This window comes from Kitasatospora sp. NPDC058032, from assembly GCF_042885845.1.
Classification (GTDB): domain Bacteria; phylum Actinomycetota; class Actinomycetes; order Streptomycetales; family Streptomycetaceae; genus Kitasatospora.
Genome location: NZ_JBHVRK010000017.1, coordinates 79,633 through 98,606, shown reverse-complemented (window position 1 = coordinate 98,606; position 18,974 = coordinate 79,633). Strand labels below are relative to the sequence as shown.

At 71.8% G+C, this 18,974-nt stretch carries 18 protein-coding genes and 1 riboswitch; of the genes, 11 read left to right on the top strand and 7 right to left on the bottom strand.

Annotated features, from left to right (window positions below; all coding sequences use genetic code 11):
• The first annotated feature begins 329 nt into the window (after positions 1-329).
• The 5 genes from ACFVUH_RS25560 (at position 330) to ACFVUH_RS25540 (ending at position 4,395) form a co-directional block, all read left to right on the top strand.
• Positions 330-1,028: a Crp/Fnr family transcriptional regulator gene (locus ACFVUH_RS25560; protein WP_387915517.1), complete on the top strand. Its 699-nt coding sequence runs from the start codon at positions 330-332 to the stop codon at positions 1,026-1,028.
• A 108-nt stretch (positions 1,029-1,136) separates the two neighbouring features.
• Positions 1,137-1,928, top strand: coding sequence for a hypothetical protein (locus ACFVUH_RS25555; RefSeq protein WP_387915516.1), 792 nt, complete (start codon positions 1,137-1,139; stop codon positions 1,926-1,928).
• A gap of 276 nt (positions 1,929-2,204) precedes the next feature.
• Positions 2,205-2,960 carry a hypothetical protein gene (locus ACFVUH_RS25550; protein WP_387915515.1) on the top strand — a complete coding sequence of 252 codons (756 nt, stop codon included), beginning with the start codon at positions 2,205-2,207 and terminating at the stop codon, positions 2,958-2,960.
• Complete coding sequence (locus ACFVUH_RS25545) at positions 2,957-3,265, top strand: helix-turn-helix domain-containing protein (protein ID WP_387915514.1); 309 nt, start codon at positions 2,957-2,959, stop codon at positions 3,263-3,265. Before ACFVUH_RS25550 ends, ACFVUH_RS25545 begins: the two co-directional genes overlap by 4 nt.
• Positions 3,262-4,395, top strand: coding sequence for a hypothetical protein (locus ACFVUH_RS25540; RefSeq protein ID WP_387915513.1), 1,134 nt, complete (start codon positions 3,262-3,264; stop codon positions 4,393-4,395). Before ACFVUH_RS25545 ends, ACFVUH_RS25540 begins: the two co-directional genes overlap by 4 nt.
• Before the next feature lie 188 nt (positions 4,396-4,583).
• Here ACFVUH_RS25540 and ACFVUH_RS25535 read toward each other — a convergent pair whose 3' ends face one another.
• Both ACFVUH_RS25535 and ACFVUH_RS25530 read right to left on the bottom strand, forming a co-directional pair.
• Positions 4,584-5,753: a magnesium and cobalt transport protein CorA gene (locus tag ACFVUH_RS25535; protein WP_355359124.1), complete on the bottom strand. Its 1,170-nt coding sequence runs from the start codon at positions 5,751-5,753 to the stop codon at positions 4,584-4,586.
• Between the two features lie 368 nt (positions 5,754-6,121).
• Positions 6,122-6,296: riboswitch (M-box (ykoK) riboswitch) on the bottom strand.
• 191 nt (positions 6,297-6,487) lie between these two features.
• Positions 6,488-7,414: a RimK family alpha-L-glutamate ligase gene (locus ACFVUH_RS25530; RefSeq protein WP_387915512.1), complete on the bottom strand. Its 927-nt coding sequence runs from the start codon at positions 7,412-7,414 to the stop codon at positions 6,488-6,490.
• A gap of 217 nt (positions 7,415-7,631) precedes the next feature.
• On the opposite strand from ACFVUH_RS25530, the gene ACFVUH_RS25525 reads away from it, so the two are divergent.
• Complete coding sequence (locus tag ACFVUH_RS25525) at positions 7,632-9,233, top strand: ABC-F family ATP-binding cassette domain-containing protein (protein ID WP_387915511.1); 1,602 nt, start codon at positions 7,632-7,634, stop codon at positions 9,231-9,233.
• Between the two features lie 82 nt (positions 9,234-9,315).
• Here the strand turns inward: ACFVUH_RS25525 and ACFVUH_RS25520 are convergent, their stop codons facing one another.
• From ACFVUH_RS25520 to ACFVUH_RS25510, 3 genes are all read right to left on the bottom strand, one after another.
• On the bottom strand, positions 9,316-10,074 hold the full coding sequence (locus ACFVUH_RS25520) for a methyltransferase domain-containing protein (protein ID WP_387915510.1): 759 nt from the start codon (positions 10,072-10,074) through the stop codon (positions 9,316-9,318).
• A gap of 245 nt (positions 10,075-10,319) precedes the next feature.
• Positions 10,320-10,859 carry a hypothetical protein gene (locus ACFVUH_RS25515; RefSeq protein WP_387915509.1) on the bottom strand — a complete coding sequence of 180 codons (540 nt, stop codon included), beginning with the start codon at positions 10,857-10,859 and terminating at the stop codon, positions 10,320-10,322.
• Between the two features lie 123 nt (positions 10,860-10,982).
• Entirely contained in the window at positions 10,983-11,702 is a 720-nt protein-coding gene (locus ACFVUH_RS25510) for a lysophospholipid acyltransferase family protein (RefSeq protein ID WP_387915508.1), read from the bottom strand.
• A gap of 170 nt (positions 11,703-11,872) precedes the next feature.
• On the opposite strand from ACFVUH_RS25510, the gene ACFVUH_RS25505 reads away from it, so the two are divergent.
• Together ACFVUH_RS25505 and ACFVUH_RS25500 are read left to right on the top strand one after the other, a co-directional pair.
• The gene (locus ACFVUH_RS25505) at positions 11,873-13,417 is read left to right on the top strand and encodes a bifunctional phosphatase PAP2/diacylglycerol kinase family protein (protein ID WP_387915507.1); all 1,545 of its coding nucleotides are present in this window, start codon (positions 11,873-11,875) and stop codon (positions 13,415-13,417) included.
• Between the two features lie 9 nt (positions 13,418-13,426).
• Positions 13,427-14,284 carry a class I SAM-dependent methyltransferase gene (locus tag ACFVUH_RS25500; RefSeq protein WP_387915506.1) on the top strand — a complete coding sequence of 286 codons (858 nt, stop codon included), beginning with the start codon at positions 13,427-13,429 and terminating at the stop codon, positions 14,282-14,284.
• Positions 14,285-14,300: 16 nt separating this feature from the next.
• Here the strand turns inward: ACFVUH_RS25500 and ACFVUH_RS25495 are convergent, their stop codons facing one another.
• On the bottom strand, positions 14,301-15,218 hold the full coding sequence (locus tag ACFVUH_RS25495) for a hypothetical protein (RefSeq protein WP_387915505.1): 918 nt from the start codon (positions 15,216-15,218) through the stop codon (positions 14,301-14,303).
• Between the two features lie 249 nt (positions 15,219-15,467).
• On the opposite strand from ACFVUH_RS25495, the gene ACFVUH_RS25490 reads away from it, so the two are divergent.
• The gene (locus ACFVUH_RS25490) at positions 15,468-15,677 is read left to right on the top strand and encodes a hypothetical protein (RefSeq protein ID WP_355359097.1); all 210 of its coding nucleotides are present in this window, start codon (positions 15,468-15,470) and stop codon (positions 15,675-15,677) included.
• Between the two features lie 117 nt (positions 15,678-15,794).
• Here the strand turns inward: ACFVUH_RS25490 and ACFVUH_RS25485 are convergent, their stop codons facing one another.
• Entirely contained in the window at positions 15,795-16,400 is a 606-nt protein-coding gene (locus ACFVUH_RS25485) for a YciI family protein (RefSeq protein ID WP_387915504.1), read from the bottom strand.
• A 212-nt stretch (positions 16,401-16,612) separates the two neighbouring features.
• On the opposite strand from ACFVUH_RS25485, the gene istA reads away from it, so the two are divergent.
• Both istA and istB read left to right on the top strand, forming a co-directional pair.
• On the top strand, positions 16,613-18,208 hold the full coding sequence (gene istA, locus ACFVUH_RS25480) for an IS21 family transposase (protein ID WP_387915503.1): 1,596 nt from the start codon (positions 16,613-16,615) through the stop codon (positions 18,206-18,208).
• A complete protein-coding gene (gene istB / locus ACFVUH_RS25475) occupies positions 18,205-18,969 on the top strand; it encodes an IS21-like element helper ATPase IstB (RefSeq protein ID WP_387915502.1) in 765 nt (254 codons plus the stop codon). Before istA ends, istB begins: the two co-directional genes overlap by 4 nt.
• Positions 18,970-18,974 lie beyond the last annotated feature (5 nt).

The window sequence follows — 18,974 nt, the reverse complement described above, 5'->3', positions numbered from 1 at the left end:
CGCCGACTCTTCGGCGTCGCCGCCATCGCTGCCGCATCCTGCCCTGGACTCGCCGCAGCGAGAAGACCGCCCATACCAGCCGTCAGAGCCAGTCGCGACGCTCGCAGATCAAGTAGAGGCTGGCGTCCTGCAGCGACAGTTCCCTTCAATGCACTCTGCCTACGGTGCAGCCGCAGCAATCGGCAGTGCAGAGTGCGGCCGCCCCTCCAAAATGGCGAGCAGCGGGCATTCCGGCTGCGCGCCGCCGTGCGCCCCCGAGTGTGCCCTTTGCACCTGCGGTCCGAGCGGCAATGCGAACCGCCGCGCCGAAGGCCTGATGTGCTGTACATATGATTCACGCTTCAAATACGAATGGACAACCGTTTCTCGACACCCTGACGCCTGGGGCACACGCAGCCTTCGCCCAGCTCGGAAGTCGGCACACCTTCGCCGCGGGGGACGTACTGATCAACGAGGGCGACCACACCCACGAACTGCTGGTGATCCACAAGGGAATGGTGAAGGTGACTGCCCGGCTCGACGGCGACCGGGCGTCACTCTTGGACATCAAGATCGCCGGAGACGTAGTGGGTGAGATTGCGGCGATCGACCGCGAACCGCGATCGGCAACGGTCACCGCCTGCGGTGACGTGGTCGCCACCGTCGTGCCGAGACATGAACTACTGCCGTTCCTCCAATCCAATCCTGAGGCACTGGCGCCCCTGATGAATGTCTTCTGTGGCCGTTTGCGTCGGTCCGACCGCTGGCGTCTGGAGTTCGCCGGATACCCCGTCCTGGTCCGGCTGGCCCGCGTGCTCGTCGAGCTGGCCGTGTCGCACGGCCGACGGGAGTGGAACGCGGTACGCATCGACGTGAGCCTCTCCCAGTCCGAGTTCGCCGCCCTCATTGGGTCCAAGACCCACACCGTGCACAAGACGCTGGCCCGGCTGCGCAGGGACGGACTCATCAATACCGGCGAGCGGCAGACCTACGTGCGAGATCTGCCTCGGCTGTGCCAAGTGGCCCGGCTCACCGTGCCGAGCCTCTGAAGACATGACAATAAATCCGCATTAATGCGGATTTCTTCGACGGCGCCGGATCCTCCCGCACAGTTGGCGTGCACGGCACCCAACAACCGCTGGAAGGTGGCAGCTGCCATGAACGACACTTCCTCCGCTCACCCCCTGGACGGCATCCCGCACCGCCGACTGTGCATCGCGGCGGACATGTCGCAATACAGCCGTCTCGACACTCGGGCGCAGTCGGCCGCTCAGGCCGACCTGGTCCGCGTGTTGGACGAGGCTGCATCGCTGGCCGGACTGGACCGCGCGGCTTGGGCCCGCCAGCCGCAAGGCGACCTGGAGTTCTCCGTCCTTCCCGATGCCGCACCGGAAGCCGAGGTTCTTGGTCCCTTCGTGAACCATCTGGCGGCCGGCCTCAGCGCACTCAACACCCGCCCGGCCGTCCCGCGCATCAGGCTCCGACTGGCCGTCGACGCCGGGATCGCGGCAGACGCCGCCCTCGGCCACGCCGGACCCGCGCCGGTGGCCGTGGCACGCTACGTGAACGCTCCACAGGTGGTGACCGTACTGGCCGCCCTCACCTCAGCCGATCTCGCCCTTATCGTGTCCGACCGGCTGTACCAGGATGTCGTGCGGTACGGGTACCCCGGTCTCGACCCGGCACAGTACGTTCGCGTCCACGTACAGGTCAAGGAGTTCGAGGGCTACGGCTGGATCCGTGTGCCGGGCTACGGGCCCGACCGCGTGCGACCGATCGTCGATGGAATGGCTACGCCACTGCCGTCAGCCACCGCCCCCGCCACGTGTCGGAAGAACCTCTCCCAGTACGTCCACCACGGCGTCGCCGTTGGCCGGGACGTCAGCGGTGGTCTGAGTGTCGGCCTGCCCGCGACGCCCTCGTCGGCCGACCCCTGGCGACCTTGGTGACCGCCCCGCAGGAGCCCGCACTCCGCCCCGAAGCGGACAGCACCCAGTGGGCCGACATCGGGGTGAACGTCGGCCACAACATGTACGGCGACATCCATCTTCACACCCCCGCCGCCGCGGTTGGACCGTCCCGGTTCCAGTCCGAGGCGGTGAGCCCGATCTCGATGAGGAGCCATGCGGCTTTGCAGTCGGCGCTGGCTGCCCTTCGGCGCACCTGCGAGCGAGCCGCCGTAGCCATGTCGCACGTCGCCCTCTTGAGGTCGGAGAGGAGAAACAATGACCACGAATGACCCGGGCGGCGCGTTCGCCCAGATCGGGCAAGCCCTTCTCCGGACACCCGGCGGTCCACGGCGGCCCCTCACGATCAATGTGGGCGACCGACCGGTACGACTGTCCCTGGACGAGTGCCGGAACGCCCTGTACGGGCCGACACGCAACGAACGTCTGGGGACGGCAATCTGGCGGCAGGTAGTCGCGGATGCCCGGCAAGAGCCTCGCGGGGGAGTCGGCACCGGACGCCTGGTCGTCGTCTGGCTGGCGGTCCCCGGCCTCTACCGCAATCTGCACCGGATCCTACGCCAGTCAAGAGTCGAACGCGCCGACCTTGAGGCCGAGGCCGTACTGGCCCTACTCGCGGCTATTGACACCAGCGAGCCGGATGACCCGGACGCGGGTGGTCAGATGATCAAGGAGGCGGTGAATCAGATGTGGGCATTTGCCAACCGCGTCAGGAGGGAGGTACCCGTCATCGACATCGCCCGTTTTGCCGAATCCCGCAACGTCACGGTGGCCCAGGATCAACCATGGCAGCCGGCCGACAGATGGGAACTCCATCTCACTCCCCCGCCACGGCGTGACGGGTTGGCGGCGACCATTCGCTTCGCGGAGTCGCCCACTCGGCGCGAAGGGGAGCGGGTCGGGGCTCTCGCATACTGCGTGGGCCTGCCCGACATCGTGTTTCGGGCCCGCCGTCACGACGAGGCCGACCTCATCGGCACCTTGGTGCTGCACCCTGCGCGAGCCCGACGATGAGCGCCCGGTCCGGCCCGCCCCTGGGCTTCGCAGAGGCCTTCGACCTACCCCTGAGCGTGGACCTGCGTACCGCCGCCCGGGCCTTCGGGGTCTGTCCCGGTACAGCGTACAAACTGATCCGCTTCGGTAGCTTCCCGTGCCCCGTACTGCGTGTCGGCAGGAACTACCGCATCCCGACCGCGCACCTACTGCGTTCCCTCGGCATCGAGGAGCGACCGGTGTACGCCGCCGACCTCGAAGCCGGCGCTAGACACGCCGCCCTACTCGACAACACCCACCCTCAGACAACGGAGGACCTCACATGAGCGCGTCGCAAGCTCTCCGGCGCGAGTCCGACCGGCCCCGTATGTGTTTCGTCGTCGGGCCGATCGGCGATCGCTACGCCCCCCATGGCACCCCCGAGCGTGAGGCATACGAGCACCACCTCGGGATCTTCGAACAGGTCATCGCCCCTGCCTGCGAGAAGTACGACATCACCGCTGTGCGTGCGGATGGCATCGCACAGGCGGGTGACATCAACGAACAGATCTGCCGGCACGTCATCGATTCCGACCTCGTCATCGCCGACGTCAGCGGCGGCAACCCCAACGTGATGTACGAGCTGGGATTACGTCACATCATCGGCAAGCCGACGATCCACATCGGTGAGGCGGGGCAGTTGCCCTTCGACATCGCCTCGATCAGGACGATCCGCTATCAACGGGCGCGCAGCCACTTGGCCGGTGCGCGGCGCGAGATCGAGAGCGCCCTCGAAGTAGGGATTCGGGACGGCTTCGAACTCCTCACCCCGGCACGGGTGGTGCGGGCACTCGAGACCTCCGACGGGCAGTTGCCATCCCAGCAGAGCCCGGATCTGGAGGACGAAACCGACGAGAACCTGCCGGGCCTGCTCGACGACTTCGCCGCGATCGAAGACGGGCTCGAGGCGATGGCCGCTCACCTGAGCACGATCACAAAGACGATCGAGACCATCGGGACGCTGACCGAACAGAGCAACGTCGAGATCACCGATCTCACCCAGTCGAACGCCCCGGCGAGCGCACGGCTTGCCGCTGTGATCCGCTACGCGGAGTTGCTCAGCGCACCAGCCGGGGAAATGAACGCCACCGCAGGGGCCTTCGCGGAGCAGATGGCCGTCATGGACAGCGGCATGAGAGCCGCGCTCGGCCTCGTCGAAGTGACGCCGCCCAGCGAACGGGACGCAGGAACGAACGAATTCCTGGAACAGCTCATCGCACTGGACGAGTCCGCTCAGACAGGACTGTCACAGATCGGTTCTCTCGGCACGTCTGCGGAGGGCCTGGTTCGTTTGAGCCGACACCTCCGCAAGCCGGTGAGGGACATCTCCGCCGCGGTGAAGCAGATGACCTCTGCCGTCAGCTGCATGGGGGAATGGGCGGACAAGGCCCGGGATCTGGTGCAGAGCACCGAGTAGTGGAACTGCCCGATCGGGACCCGGACCTCTGCGGTCCGGGTCCCGATGCCATGGCTGCTCAAGCAGGGGCCGACAACTCATGGCCCCGTCGGGTACCCAGCCGCCGCCGTTCGCTCTCCCCACGGACTGGAGTCGACCGCGCACGTCGTTTGCTGGTGTGCTGTTGATCGGCGAGACAGACTCGCCGTCTACAGCCAGTTGCGGCGCTTGAAGATCAAGTAGAGGCTGGTGCAGACGAGGGCCATCAGCGCGATGGCGAAGGGATAGCCGAAGGCCCAGTGGAGTTCCGGCATCTCGTCGAAGTTCATGCCGTAGACGGTGCCGATCAGGGTCGGGGCGAAGAGGATGGCCGCCCAGGAGGAGATCTTCTTGATCTCGTCGTTCTGGGCGTGGCCGGCCTCGGCGAGCTGCTTCATCTCCTCGTTCTGCCGCTGGGAGACCAGGGTGGCGTTGACGGTGAGGATGTTCTGCAGCATCTGGCGGAAGCCGTCGACGCGCTCGGCGGCGTAGGTGGCGTGGTCGGCGACGTCGCGCAGGTAGCGCTGGAGCTCCTCGTCGGTGCCGTACTTGCCGAAGCCGGCCTCCAGGCTCTTCATGATCTCCAGCAGCGGGCGGGTGGCGCGCTGGAACTCGATGACCTCGCGGGAGAGTTCGTAGATGCGCCGGGACACCTGCGGGTCGCCGCCGAAGACCTCGGTCTCGATCTCGTCGATGTCGTGCTGGAGGCCGGCGATGACCGGGGCGTAGCCGTCGACGACGGCGTCGAGCACGGCGTACAGGACGGCCTCGGGGCCGAGGGCCAGCAGTTCGGGGTCGGCCTCCACGCGGCGGCGGACGGCGGAGAGGTCGGGGGCCTGGGAGTGGCGGACGGTGAGGACGAAGTCGGGGCCGACGAAGAGGTGGATCTCGCCGAAGTCGACCTCCTCCACGTCGTCCAGGTAGCGGGCGGCGCGCAGGACCACGAAGAGGGTGTCGCCGTAGCGCTCCAGCTTGGGGCGCTGGTGGGCGACGATGGCGTCCTCGACGGCCAGTTCGTGCAGGTTGAACCGCTCGGCGGCCTCCAGCAGCTGGGCCTCGGCGGGGCGGTAGAGCCCGATCCAGGCCATCGTGCCGGGCTTGCCGGGCAGTTCGCGGTAGACGTCGGCCAGGTTGGCGGCCGACTGCACCCGGTGGCCGTCGCGGTAGACGGCCGCGTCGACGACGGAGCGCTCCAGGCTCACGTGCTCGACCGGCTGGTCCGGGCGCGGGTCCATGGAGTGCTCGGGGGCGGGCTGGGCGGGCGCGCCGCCGGCCGGGGTGACGGGACGGGTGAAGGGACGCTTGCTCGCGCGCACAGCGCGCACACGCCAGTCGGACATGACGGGGTACCTCCGCGGTTCGGGGGCCGCCGCACCCGGGGACGTGGCACGTCGCGGGATGCGGGGCGGGCGGGAGGCGCCCGGCCGTCCTCCACCACGCACCGCGCCCGGGCCGCGCGCGTCCGCGCCGGGGTCAGCGGCGGGCGGTGCGGCGGGGGTCGGGAGCGGTACGGGAGGAGGGGTGCCGGGTGCCAGGAAGAGTGGGGGACGTCCTGGGGCGGGGCCGACTTCGACCCGGACTACCGCACTCCACTGCTCTCACCTCCTCGCCGTCGGGGCGCCCGCGCGGGGTCGCCGTTACCGGGCCACCAGGAGGCTCCACACCGCCGAGCGGGCGCACACGGGCGCCGCGACGACGGGCGGGCACCCCTGAATCTCGTCAGAGCTTTGGCACGCCACGGCGTAGCGCCCCGGGATTCCGGGGTGCAGCCACTTGGGGTCACCCCTTAGGCCGGGGAGACCTGTCCTGACCCTGGGCGTCTCTCGACGTCGTGGGGTCAGTGGCCTGTGTCCATGGCGACGCCTCACCGAACGAGGTGCCTTCACAACCTCCCCGAGTCTAGTACCCCCGAAAGGGGTCCTTCGACCGGGGGTCCTGCGGTGACCCGGCAGGGGCGCGCAGCGGCGGCGGGCACCGCTGCGCGCGGTTCTCCGACGCCGCGTCACGTTCCTCGGGTGGACCGGGGGTCGGGCCGGAGCCGGATCGGGAGCGGCTTCGGGGGGCGGCTCCGGGGTCAGTGGGAGGACCCGAGGTGGGCCGCCACGTACGGCACGGCGACCGCCTCCAGCGCGCCGGGCGAGCCGAACGCGGGGTGGACGTTGACCTCGAAGACCACGCCGCCGCTCTCCGCCGCGAGGTCGACGGCCGCGAACGGCAGCCCGACCGACCCGGTGGCCGCCACCGCCAGCTCCGCCAGCCCGGCGGGCAGCTCCGCCAGCGGCAGCGGGGTGGAGACGGCGCCCCGGGCGAGGTTGCACGGCTCGTCCGGGTCGTCCTGCACGTGTTCGACGGCGCGCAGTGCCCGCCCGCCGAGCACGGTCACCCGGTACTGGTGGCGGCGGCCGTCGGCGGTGAAGTTGCGGGCGTCCCGGGCGAGCAGCCAGTCGCTGCCGACCTGCGCGTAGCACTCGGCCGCCTCGGCGAGCTGGGCGTGGGTGGTGACGTGGAAGACGTCCTGCCCGCTCATACCGACGGTCGGGCGGGCCCAGACGTCGCCGCCGAGCCGGTCGAACACCTCGGCGGCCTCGGCGGCGGTGGGCCGGGAGAGCGTGACGGTGGGCATCTGGCGCACGCCGTCGCGGGCGAAGCTCTCGACGGTGAGCCGCTTGTCGCTCGCCGTCCGCCATCCGTCGGCGGCGGTGCCGAGCGAGCGGACGCCGTGCTCGCGCAGGATCCGCTGGCAGTCGACGAGCTCCGGGCGCCGGTGCGGCGGTATCTCGTAGAGGATCACCGACCGGGCGGTCACCGCGAGGCCCTCGGCGGGAACCTCCAGGGCGACGCCGTCGCCGGTGCCGCGCACCCGGCCGCCGCCGGCCGGCCCGTCCGGTCCGCCGGTCATGAAGTGCCGCGCGTCGAGCAGCACCGGTGCCCGTCCGGTGAGCCGCCGAACGGCGGCCGCCAACGCCTCCCGGCTGCCTTCGGTCGAGCTGTGATCGGTCATCAGAACGAGCTCGCTACGCCCCATGGGCACATCGAACATGTCACGGACATGCCCGGGCAAGGACTTTCCGGAATGTCGGTCCCCCGGTAAATCGGGATGCGCCCGCCGGGCGCCGCGGGTTAACCTCGGCGCCATGTCGACGCCCCGCATCTCCTAGCTGACGGACCCGCCTCCACGCCACCCGCGTGTCCGCTAGCTGTTACGGAGCGTCATCCCCTTGATCACCACCCGTGGTGTCGACGTGCGCGTCGCCGCCCGCCTGCTGCTGTCCGACCTCACCCTCCACATCGCCCCCGGCGACCGCATCGGCCTGGTCGGCCGCAACGGCGCCGGCAAGACCACCCTGCTCGCCACCCTCGCCGGGCAGCTGCGCCCCGCCGCCGGCACCGTCACCCGCACCGGACCGGTCGGCTACCTGGCGCAGGACTCCCGTACCGGTGACCCGGCCGTGACCGTCACCGGGCGGATCCTGTCCGCCCGCGGCCTGGACACCGCCGTCCGGGAACTGCGCGCCGCCGAGAGGGCCATGGCCACGGCCGGCGACGAGCGCGCGCAACGCCGCGCGATGACCGCCTACACCCGGGCCGAGGCCGAGTTCCAGGCCCGTGGCGGCTACCCGGCGGAGGCCGAGGCCGCGCGGGTCGCGGCCGGCCTCGGCCTGCCCGACCGGCTGCTGGACAGCCCGCTCGGCGCGCTCTCCGGCGGCCAGCGGCGCCGGGTCGAGCTGGCCCGGATGCTCTTCGCCGACCACGCCACCCTGCTGCTCGACGAGCCCACCAACCACCTCGACGCGGACGCCGTCGCCTGGCTGCGCGGCTACCTGGCCGGCTACCCCGGCGGCCTGGTGCTGATCAGCCACGACGTGCCGCTGCTGGCCGGCACCGTCAACCGGGTGTTCCACCTCGACCCGCAGCGCGCCACGGTCGACGTCCACAACACCGGCTGGGCCGCCTACCTGGCACAGCGCGCGGCCGACGAGCGCCGCCGCTCCCGCGAGCGGGCCAACGCCGAACGCAAGGCCGCCGCCCTGCACGCCCAGGCCGACCGGATGCGGGCCAACGTGGCGACCGCCGTCACCGCCCGCTCGATGGCCCGCCGGGCCGACCGGATGCTCGCCGCCCTCGAACCCGTCCGCCAGGCCGAGCGCACCGCCCGCATCCGGCTGCCCGAGCCGGCGCCCTGCGGGCGGATGCCGCTCGGCGCGGTCGGCCTCACCAAGTCGTACGGCGGGCGCACCGTGCTCGACGGGCTCGACCTCGCCGTCGAGCGGGGCAGCCGGCTCGTCGTGCTCGGTCCCAACGGGGCGGGCAAGACCACGCTGCTGCGGGTCCTGGCCGGCCGGCAGACCCCGGACGGCGGGCGCGTCGTCCCCGGTCCCGGACTGCGGCTCGGCTACTTCGCCCAGGAGCACGAGACCCTCGATCCGGGCCGCACCGTCGGGGAGAACCTCGCCGCGGCGGCGCCGGCGCTCACCGACGGTGAGGTGCGGCAGGTGCTCGGCGCGTTCCTGTTCCGGGGCGACGACGCGGACAAGCCGGCCGGGGTGCTGTCCGGCGGCGAGAAGACCAGGCTCGCGCTGGCCGGGCTGGTCCACTCGGGCGCCAATGTGCTGCTGCTGGACGAGCCCACCAACAACCTCGACCCGGCCTCGCGGGACGAGGTGCTGGCGGCGGTGGGCGGCTACCCGGGCGCGATCGTGCTGGTCACCCACGACCCCGGGGCGGTCGAGGCGCTGCGGCCGGACCGGGTGCTGCTGCTGCCCGGCGGGGACGAGGACCTGTGGAGCGAGGACTACCTCGACCTGGTGGCCGCGGGCTGACCCGCGGCCCCGGTGACACCGCAGGCCGGTGGAAACCGGTGGAAGCCGGCTGAGGCCGGCGGTATCGGGGACTGCGGTGGCATCAGGGCTTGCGGGCCTCGATGAGGAACCGGGCGGAGTGGGCGACGAACGGCCCCTCCGCCCGGATCAGGGCGTCCAGCTCGCGCAGCCGCGCCCAGTGCGCCTCCACGGTGAAGCCCGGCACCATCCAGATCACCTTGCGCAGGAACCAGACCACCGCGCCGATGTCCAGGAACTCCACCCGCAGCCGCTCGGACCGCAGGTCGACCACCTCGAGACCGGCGGCCCGGGCGGCGTCCGCGGCGTCCTCCGGCCGCCGGGCCCGGCGCGCCTCCGGCTGCGGCCCGAGGAAGAACTCGACCAGCTCGAACACCGAGGCCGGACCCACGTGCTGGGCCAGGTAGCTGCCGCCGGGGCGCAGCACGCGGGCGACCTCCGCCCACCACACGGTCACCGGGTGACGGCTGGTCACCAGGTCGAAGGCACCGTCGGCGAAGGGCAGCGGCGGCTCGTCCGGATCCGCCACCACGAGCGCGCCGAGCGGATGGAGCACGGAGGTCGCCCTTGCCGCGTTCGGCGGCCACGCCTCGGTGGCGGCCATCGTGCGCGGGAAGCGGTCCGCCACGCCCGCGAGCACCTCCCCGCCGCCGGTCTGCACGTCCAGCGCCGCCGACGCGAGCGCCAGCCGCTCCCCCAGCAACCGCTGGTACCCCCAGGACGGGCGCTCCTCGGAGGCCCGGCCGTCCAGCCAGGAGAAGTCCCACCCGTCGACCGGGGCCTCGGCCGCCTCGTCCACCAGTTCCTCGAAGGTACGCTCCATGCCGCCCATCCTGCCGCGTCCGCCGTCGGCCCGCCCTACAGCTGGGCGGCGATCAGCTCGTTGCCGTAGAGGTCCCGGAAGTGCAGCGAGCGCCCGGTCCGCCGTCCGGCGCACCGGGGCGGGCGGGCACACCGAGCTGCGTCGGCCTGACCGCCACCCGGTCGAGGTCGTCGGTTCGTCGTTGATGTCGCGAACCGTGGACCACCCCGCTGACACCGGTCCGGCCGCGCCGAGGACGGCAACGGTCACCGACCGCCGGGACCGGCCAGCCAGATGTCGATGACCCGCTTCGCGATGTCGCCGACCTGCTGGTCACTCGTGTCGATGACCACCGTGGCGGTCGAGTCCGACCGCCCCATCCGGTCGAGCTGCCGGATCGTCCTGCGGAGTTGGTCGTCGGCGCCCGAACCGATCTCCCGGCGGAAGATCCTGGCCTCCAGGGTGGGGAGATCGGCGATCAGGCGGACGGGCGTGATCTCGGCGTCAGGGACGGCGTCGGAGATCCAGCGGAGTTCGTCGTCGAGGGCGGCGAACACCCCCGCGATGATCAGCCGCGTATGGCCGAGGGCCGCGAAGTTGGCCCAGAGCGCGGCGAGGTTGCGGCGGGCCAGCTCACTGGATTCCCGCCCCTCCAGTGGCCAGGGATGGACGCGGTCCAGTTCGTCGGAATCGATCAGGGCGTGGGGGATGTTCCGCTCGGCGAGCAGACGGGCGACCTCGTAGGCGGTCGAGGACTTGCCGACACCTGCGGGACCGCAGATCACCAGAACTGTCGTTGTGGGCATGGCCGGGATTGTGACGGGGATGTCCTCCGTCCACCACGCAATTTTTCCTGGCGGTGACGGACAGCTCCGGCTGCGGGGGCGTAGCCGGACGACGGATCACCCGGTCCCGCGGGGCAGGTCGACTCACGTCGGCCGACGTTCCCCGGCCTCCCTCCCGGCCCGGCCGGCGGCGACCTTCCAGGCGGCCGTGACGGCGTGGTGGGCCCGCGCCGTGGCCTCGGCGGTGTCGGGCGGCAGGTGCAGCGGGCTGCCGAGGTGGACGTGCAGGGCGGGGCGGCGGACGGGGGCGGTGGCCAGGCCCGCGAGTTGCTTGAGCGGCCCACCGGAGGTCAGCCGGCGGGCGCCGGCCTGGCCGAGCGGAACGACCGGGGCGCCGGTGGCCCGTGCCAGCCGGGCCAGGCCACTGCGGAACGGGCCGGGCGGCAGTTCCCCGGAGTCGCGGCGGCGCGGCAGCCCGCCCTCCCCGTAGATCAGCACGACCCGCCCGGCCGCGAGGGCTTCGGCCGCCGCGTCGAGCGACTCGGCCGCCCGCGCGGTGCCGCGGTGGACGGCGATGTACCCCTCCCGGCGCAGCACCGGTCCGAGCACCGGGACCCGCCAGAGCCCGGCGGTGGCCAGGACGACCGGGCGGGCGCCGAGCCGGTGCAGGGCGGCGAGCACGACTGCGGGGTCGGCGAGCGAGGTGTGGTTGGCCGCGACGATGCTGCCCGGCGCGGGGCGGCCGGCGTCAGTGGCATTGGCGGCACCAGTGCCATCAGTGGCGTCAGTGGCATCAGTGGTGTCGGCGGTGATGTGCAGGCGCCCGAAGGCGGGCACGAGGAGGGCGGAGGCGCGGCTCAGCATGGTGGTGGCGTGGGTCCTCGGTGACGGCGGTGCGGGTCGTGCCGACCAGTCTGCGCGGGCCCCGCCGGGCAGCGCCTGAGTAGCTGTACTCAGCCTGCTGCGGATATCCCCCGGGCCCCTCGCGGCCGCTCGCCGAGCGCGGGGAACCGATCGCGTCTAGGCTCGAACGAATGAGGCGACTGGACGTCATCGACCGGGCTCTGTTCCACCGGGTCGCCGCGGCCGACCGTCCGTTCGGAACGGGGTCACTGACCGGCCGCTGGCTGCGCCGGTTGAGCCGGGCCGCCGACCACGGGATGCTCTGGTTCGGCACGGCCGCCGCACTCGGGGCCGTCGGCGGGCGGGCCGAACGGCGGGCGGCGCTGCGCGGGGTGAGTTCGCTGCTGCTCGCCTCCACCGCCGCCAACATCGCGGCCAAGCAGCTCACCCGGCGCCCGCGACCCCCGCTCGGCCCGGTCCCGGCGACCCGGCGGTTGCTCCGCCAGCCGGTCACCACCTCCTTCCCCTCCGGCCACTCCGCCTCCGCCGCCGCCTTCGCCACGGCCGTGGCGATCGAGTCCCCGGCCGCCGCCGCCCTGGTGGCACCGGCCGCGCTGGCCGTCGGCGTCTCCCGGGTGTACACGGGCGCGCACCATCCGGGCGATGTCCTGGCCGGATTCGCGTTGGGTTCCGCGCTGGCGGTGCTCACCCTCCGGTGGTGGCCGCGCGCCTCCCACCTGCGGCCGGCCGCCGCACCGCCGCGCCGCCCGGCCCCGGCGCTGCCCGAGGGGGCCGGTCTGTCGGTGGTGGTCAACTCCGGTTCCGGCAGCGGCGCGTTCTCCGGCGACGGCCCGCAGGACACGGTCGCCGCGCTGCGCGACCTGCTGCCCCGGGCCGACGTCCGGCTCTGCGAGCCCGGGGACGACCTGCCCGCCCTGCTCGCCGAGGCCGCCGACCGGGCCGCGGCGGCCGGCGGCGCGCTGGGAATCTGCGGGGGCGACGGCAGTGTCAACCTCGCCGCCGGGCTGGCCGTCGAGCGGAACGTGCCGCTCGCGGTCTTCCCCGGCGGCACGCTCAACCACTTCGCGCTGGACCTCGGCATCGACGGCATCGAGGCGACGGCGGCCGCCGTGACCGCCGGCCAGGCGTGCGGGGTGGACCTCGGCGTGGCCGCCGACGACACCGGGCGCCGGCACTTCCTCAATACGTTCAGCCTCGGCGTCTACCCCGAACTGGTCCGGCTGCGCGAGGAGTTCGAGGGCCGGATGGGCAAGTGGCCGGCGCTCGCGGTGGCGACCGCCCGGGTGCTGGCGACCGCCGGGCCGGTCACCGTCCGGGCCGGCGGCCGCGACCGCCGGCTCTGGCTGCTGTTCGCGGGCAACGGCGTCTACGACCCGCCGGGCTTCGCCCCGACCCACCGGACCGGGCTCGCCGACGGCCTGTTGGACGTCCGGGTGGTCGACGGCGGGCGGCCGTTCGCCCGGACCCGGCTCGCCGCCGCGTTCCTGTCCGGCACGCTCGCCCGCTCGCGGGTCTACCACTCCGCCCGGATCCGCGCCCTCGACCTGGACGCTCTGGGCGACGCCGGCCGGATTGCCGTCGACGGCGAGTCCGTGCCCGCCGCCGGCGCGCTCCGGCTGGCGAAGGACCGCCGGGCGCTGACGGTCTACCGGCCCGGGACGGACCGGGCGGGGCCACCGGAAACCCCCGGGACGGGCCGGCCGGGGTTTCGGTAGCGTGACCGCATGAGCGAACCGACCGTCCCGAGCACCGCGCCGTCCGAGGCTGCGCCGACCGGCGGGCCGGTCCACTCGGTCGCCCGCTTCTACGACCAACTGGCCGCCGACTACCACCTGGTGTACGCGGACTGGGCGGCCAGTGTGACCCGGCAGGGCGCGAGCCTGGACGCGCTCCTGCGCGACCGGCTCGGCGACGCGCCGGCGGAGGTGCTCGACTGCGCCTGCGGCATCGGCACCCAGGCGATCGGCCTCGCAGCGCACGGCCACCGGGTCACCGGTACCGACCTCAGCCCGGCCGCCGCCGCCCGGGCCGGCCGGGAGGCGGCGGCGCGCGGGCTGCGCCTGCCGACCGCGGCCGCCGACATGCGCCGACTGCCCTGCACCGACGGACGGTTCGACGCCGTGGTGTGCGCCGACAACTCACTGCCGCACCTGCTCACCGCGGCGGACGTGCGCGCCGCGCTCGCCGAACTGCACCGGGTGCTGCGTCCCGGCGGTCTGCTGATGCTGTCCACCCGGCCGTACGACGAACTGCGGCGCAGCCGGCCGACGTCCACGGCGCCCCAGCCGTCCGTGGACGGCTCGGGCCGACGGACCGTCACCTTCCAGCTGTGGCACTGGCACGAGGACGGCGAGCGGTACGACCTGGAGCACTTCCGGCTCGCGGAGCGGGAGGGCGGCGGTGCGGGGTGGGGCGAGGTGAGCGTGCGCCGCAGCTCCTACTGGGCGCTCACCCGGGACCAGATCGGCGGGTTCGCCGCCGGGGCGGGCTTCACCGACGTGGAGTGGCTGCCACCCGCCGCCAGCGGCTTCTTCCAGCCCGTCCTGCTCGCCCGCGCCGCCGCGCCGGGCCGCAGCCGCTGAAGACCGTCTTCAGCGATCACGCCCCGGACGGGCCGGACAGACCGGACGGCCCGGCCGCGTCGAGCGGTCCGAGCGGTCCGAGCGGTCCACGGAACCCGACCCCGTGCCGGCGCCGCAGCAGCACGATCTCGATCACCGCCGTCACCGTCACCCCGACCGGGCCCGCGAGCAGCGCGACCAGTGCCGGGCCGTGGGTGGAGGTATCGTCCCTGTCGACGAACAGGACGTGCCCGAGCGCGGTCAGCCAGACCAGCAGGGTCGCCACCAGGGGCCTCACCAGTGGATGCGCCCGCACGGCGAAGGAGTTGCGGTGCACGAGGTAGAGCACGCACAGGTTGAACGGCGCCAGCCACAGCAGGAGCACGCCGGCCGGCGGAAGGAGGGCCGACCGCATCATGACGACGAACACGACGGCGGTGAACACTCCCACCAGGAGCGGCCGTGCCACCAGCCGCCCCACCTGCCGCCGGGTGCCCGGATAGGCCAGGAGAACCAGCGGCAGACAGCCCAGCAGCAGCGCGATCGGGCCGGTGAGCAGCATGACGACGCTGTCCTCGCCGATCAGCTCGATGAGCAGGTCGCCGGAGGTCCAGGTGCCGGTGACCGTGCGGACGAGGAACAGGACGATGCCGAGGCCGAGGAGGGCGCGCGGCATGAGCAGGCGTTCGACGACCGGGTCGAGCGTTTGCGCGGCGACCCTGGTCACGACCGGTTGGGCGTACGGGCCGAGAACCTCGGCACCGACGGCCGCGGTGACCCCGGAGGCGGTCAGCCGCATCATCCGGTACGGTCCGTAGACCCGGCCGGCCAGCCGCCAGGGCAGCAGCACGTCCAGGACCGGCTGGCGACTCTCCCGTGCCGGCGGCGACGGCATCCGGTAGGGCGGCCGGGCGTAGGCCGCCGCCAGCTCAGTGGGCGATCGCGACGCCGTCACGGGCGCTCCCCCGTCCCCCCGTTCCCGTTCCGGTCGGAGCTCGACCGTAGGTGCACTGTGACAGCGCGCCGGTGGCCCCGCAATCCGGTTTTCCCGATGCGCGCCCCACTGATCGGCGCCATTCGGACGCTAACGACGGACAAGGTCAGATGACACGCACATCAACCCCTTCGGGTGACATGCCTATCTTTGACGCGGCCCCGGTATCTAGGGTTTGAAGCACCGTTGGTTCACGAAGGGATACCTACCATGTACCGCACCGTCCGTACCTTCGCCGTCCTCATCGCCGCCATCGGCGCCGTTTCCCTGCCCACCACCCAGGCCTTCGCCGACGAGGTGACGGTCAACACGACGACCATCACCGTCATCGGCACCGGCAACCAGCTCGCCGGTGGCGAGATCACCAACGTCGGCGGCGACGCCATCATCGGCTCCTTCGACGGCATCGACGTCCACTGACCCCACCGCAGCACCGAACACACAGCATCGAACACGCACCGCCCGCGCCCGTCCCAGGCGCGGGCGGTGCCGCGTCCACCCGCCCGGACCCGCCGGGACGGGTCAGCACCGGGACGGTCAGCGCCGGCCGCCGAACTCCCAGCGGTGGACCTCGACGGCGGCGTAGTGGTGCGGGGTGAGGACGGCCCGGGCGGCGTCCGGATCGGGGGCGCGGAGCAGGGCGGCGGTGCCCAGCCAGCAGCCGGCGTCGTCGGAGAGGAGCGGACCGTAGGCGATCAGCTCGTCGCGGTCGGGCGGGGGCGCGAGGTCGGCGGGCCGACCGGCGCCGAGGCCGAGCACCAGGTAGCGTTCGCCGCCGGTCGGGCCGCCCGGGAACTCCGCCATGGTGCGGCCGAGGAGGTTGCGCCACCGGCGCACCAGGACGTCCCGGTAGGCGCCCGCCTGGTAGCAGGGCTCGTCGAAGGCGAACGCGCGGGCCGCGGCGGGGTCCGGCAGGTCGAGGACGTGGACGCTGCCGGTGGGGGTGTCGGCGTCGGTGAAGGTGGGGCCGCGGGCGATCATCTCGGCGGCGAAGCCGTCCATGTAGGACCAGTGCTCCTCCCGCAGGTCGTGGCGACGATCAGGGAATTCCCCACCTGCATCGGTGTTGGCGTCACGTAATTCCCCACCCGGACGTTCACGTAATTCCCCATGGGGACGGCGGTCGACAGGCGTCGCGTCCATTGGTGCCCGCCCCCAGGTCGGATGATCAGTGCACGACATTCGCTGGTTGGGGTGGTTTGAGCAGTAGGTAGTGATCCATCCAGATTCTCCTGATTCCCCATAGGCATGCCGGAGTCCGGGTCGAGGGCCGGGCCACCGCGAAGGTGCCGTGTTCCTCGATCTTCGGACCGAGAGGTCGACGGACGCACCGGATGGCAAGGAGAACGTTCACCGTGGTCGACGTCATCGAGATCTACGTCCACTGGTACGCGGGCCGCTCGAAGAGTCAGGTCGCCGCGTCGCTGGGGCTGGATCGCAAGACGATCAGGAAGTACCTGGGGCCGGCGGAGGCGGCCGGGATCACGCCGGGCGGGCCTCCGATGAGCGAGGCGGACTGGGCGAAGCTGATCAAGAACTGGTACCCGGACCTCGCCAGCCGGCGGTTGAACCAGATCACCTGGCCGGAGATCGACCAGCACCGCGACTACATCAAGAGCCTGCTGGGCACATCCACGGTCACCACGATCCACCAGCGCCTTCGTGGCGAAGGAAAGTTGAAGGCGTCGATCTCATCGTTCCGCCGCTGGGTGCACGCGAATCTGCCGGACGAGGCGATCAGATCGAAGGTCACCGTGCTGCGGGACGACGTCGAGCCGGGCTCGGAGGCCCAGATCGACTACGGGTTCCTGGGGCAGTGGATCAACCCGTCAACCGGCAAGCGGCACCGGATCTGGGCGTTCGTGATGGTGCTGCCCTGCTCGCGGCACATGTTCGTCCGCCCGGTCGTGCATATGGACCAGCGCGCCTGGACCGAGGCCCACGTCGAGGCCTTCCGCTACTTCGGAGGCGCCCCGCGCCGGCTCGTGCCGGACAACCTGCGCACGGGCGTCGACAAGCCCGACCTCTACGACCCTAAGATCAACAAGGCGTATGCCGAACTCGCCACCTACTACGGCGCGTTGGTGGATCCGGCGAGAGCCTCGCATCCCAAGGACAAGCCGCGAGTCGAACGGCCGATGCCCTACGTCCGCGACTCGTTCTGGAGCGGGCGCCAGTTCACCTCGATCGAGCACATGCAGGCCGAGGCCATCACCTGGGCAAGGAACGTGGCCGGTCGCCGGCAGTGCCGGCCCCTGGGAGGAGCCAGTCCGCTGTCGGTGTTCGAAGCCGTGGAGGCCGAGGCCCTGCTGCCGCTGCCGGACGCGCCGTTCGTGCTCGCCCGCTGGTCCATCGCCACGGTCGGCCCGGACATCCACATCAAGGTCGGCCGCACCCTCTACTCGGTGCCCTGGAAACTGATCGGGCGACGGGTCGACGTCCGCTCCACCGCGACCATGGTCCAAGTCTTCTATGAGGGCGAGTTGGTCAAGACGCACGCCGCTCTGGACCAGGGCAAACGGACAGACAGGACCGACTACCCGCCGGAGAAGATCGCCTTCCAGATGAAGACGCCGATCTGGTGCCGCAGTCAGTCCTCCGAGGTCGGTGATGCCTGCCGCGAGGTGATCGACCAGTTGCTGGAGGTCAACGCGCTCTACCGGCTCCGCGCGGCCCAGGGGATCCTCGGGCTGCGGAAGAAGTACGGCGACCAGCGGCTGGAGGCGGCCTGCGCCAAGGCCATCGCGGTCGGCGACCCGTCCTACCGCACCATCAAGGGCATCCTGATCGCGGGCACCGAGACCGATCCCGAGCCGGAGACCGGCGACGCCGGGGCCGCGGCCTTCCTCCACGGGCCCGAGGGCCTGTTCGCCGCCACGATCCCCACCCAGACCGCGAACGAACTCCGCGATGACCAGGGCCGTGACGAAGCCGAGGAGGTCGCGCGATGAGCGTGATGGACACCGCACTGCGCGAGTCGCTCAAGACGCTTCGGCTGTCGGGGATGCTGGAAACCCTCGACGCCCGCCTCGCTCAGGCCCACGGCGGCGAGCTCGGGCACCTGGACTTCCTCCAGATCCTCTGCCAGGACGAGATCACCCGCCGCGAGACCGTCGCCTTCCAACGTCGCCTACAGAAAGCAAAGTTCGAGCAGCAGGTCACGCTGGAGGAGTTCGACTTCACTGCCTCCCCGAAGCTCCCTGCGGCCCAGATCCGGGACCTGGCCGCCCTGCGCTGGCTGCACGCCGGGGAGTCCGTAATTCTGTTCGGTCCGGTCGGCGTCGGGAAGACGCACGTCGCCCAGGCGCTCGGGCACCTGGCCGTCCGGCAGGGCGCGAACGTCCGTTTCGCCAAGACCAGCCGGATCCTCGCCGAACTGGCCGGCGGCCACGCGGACCGCACCTGGGACAAACGGATGCGCGAGCTCATCCGCCCGGACGTGCTCATCCTCGACGACTTCGCGATGCGCCAACTGTCCGCGGTCCAGGCCGACGACCTTTACGAGCTGGTCAGTGAGCGGCAGGGCAGGTCCCTGATCATCACCAGCAACCGAGCTCCCAGCGACTGGTATCCGCTCTTCCCGAACCCGGTCGTCGCGGAGTCGCTCCTGGACCGGCTTATCAACACCAGCCACCAGGTGATCATGAACGGCCCCAGCTACCGACCGAACAAGCGGCCCCGGAACCCGACCGACATGGCGGCTTCCAGGTGAGTTGT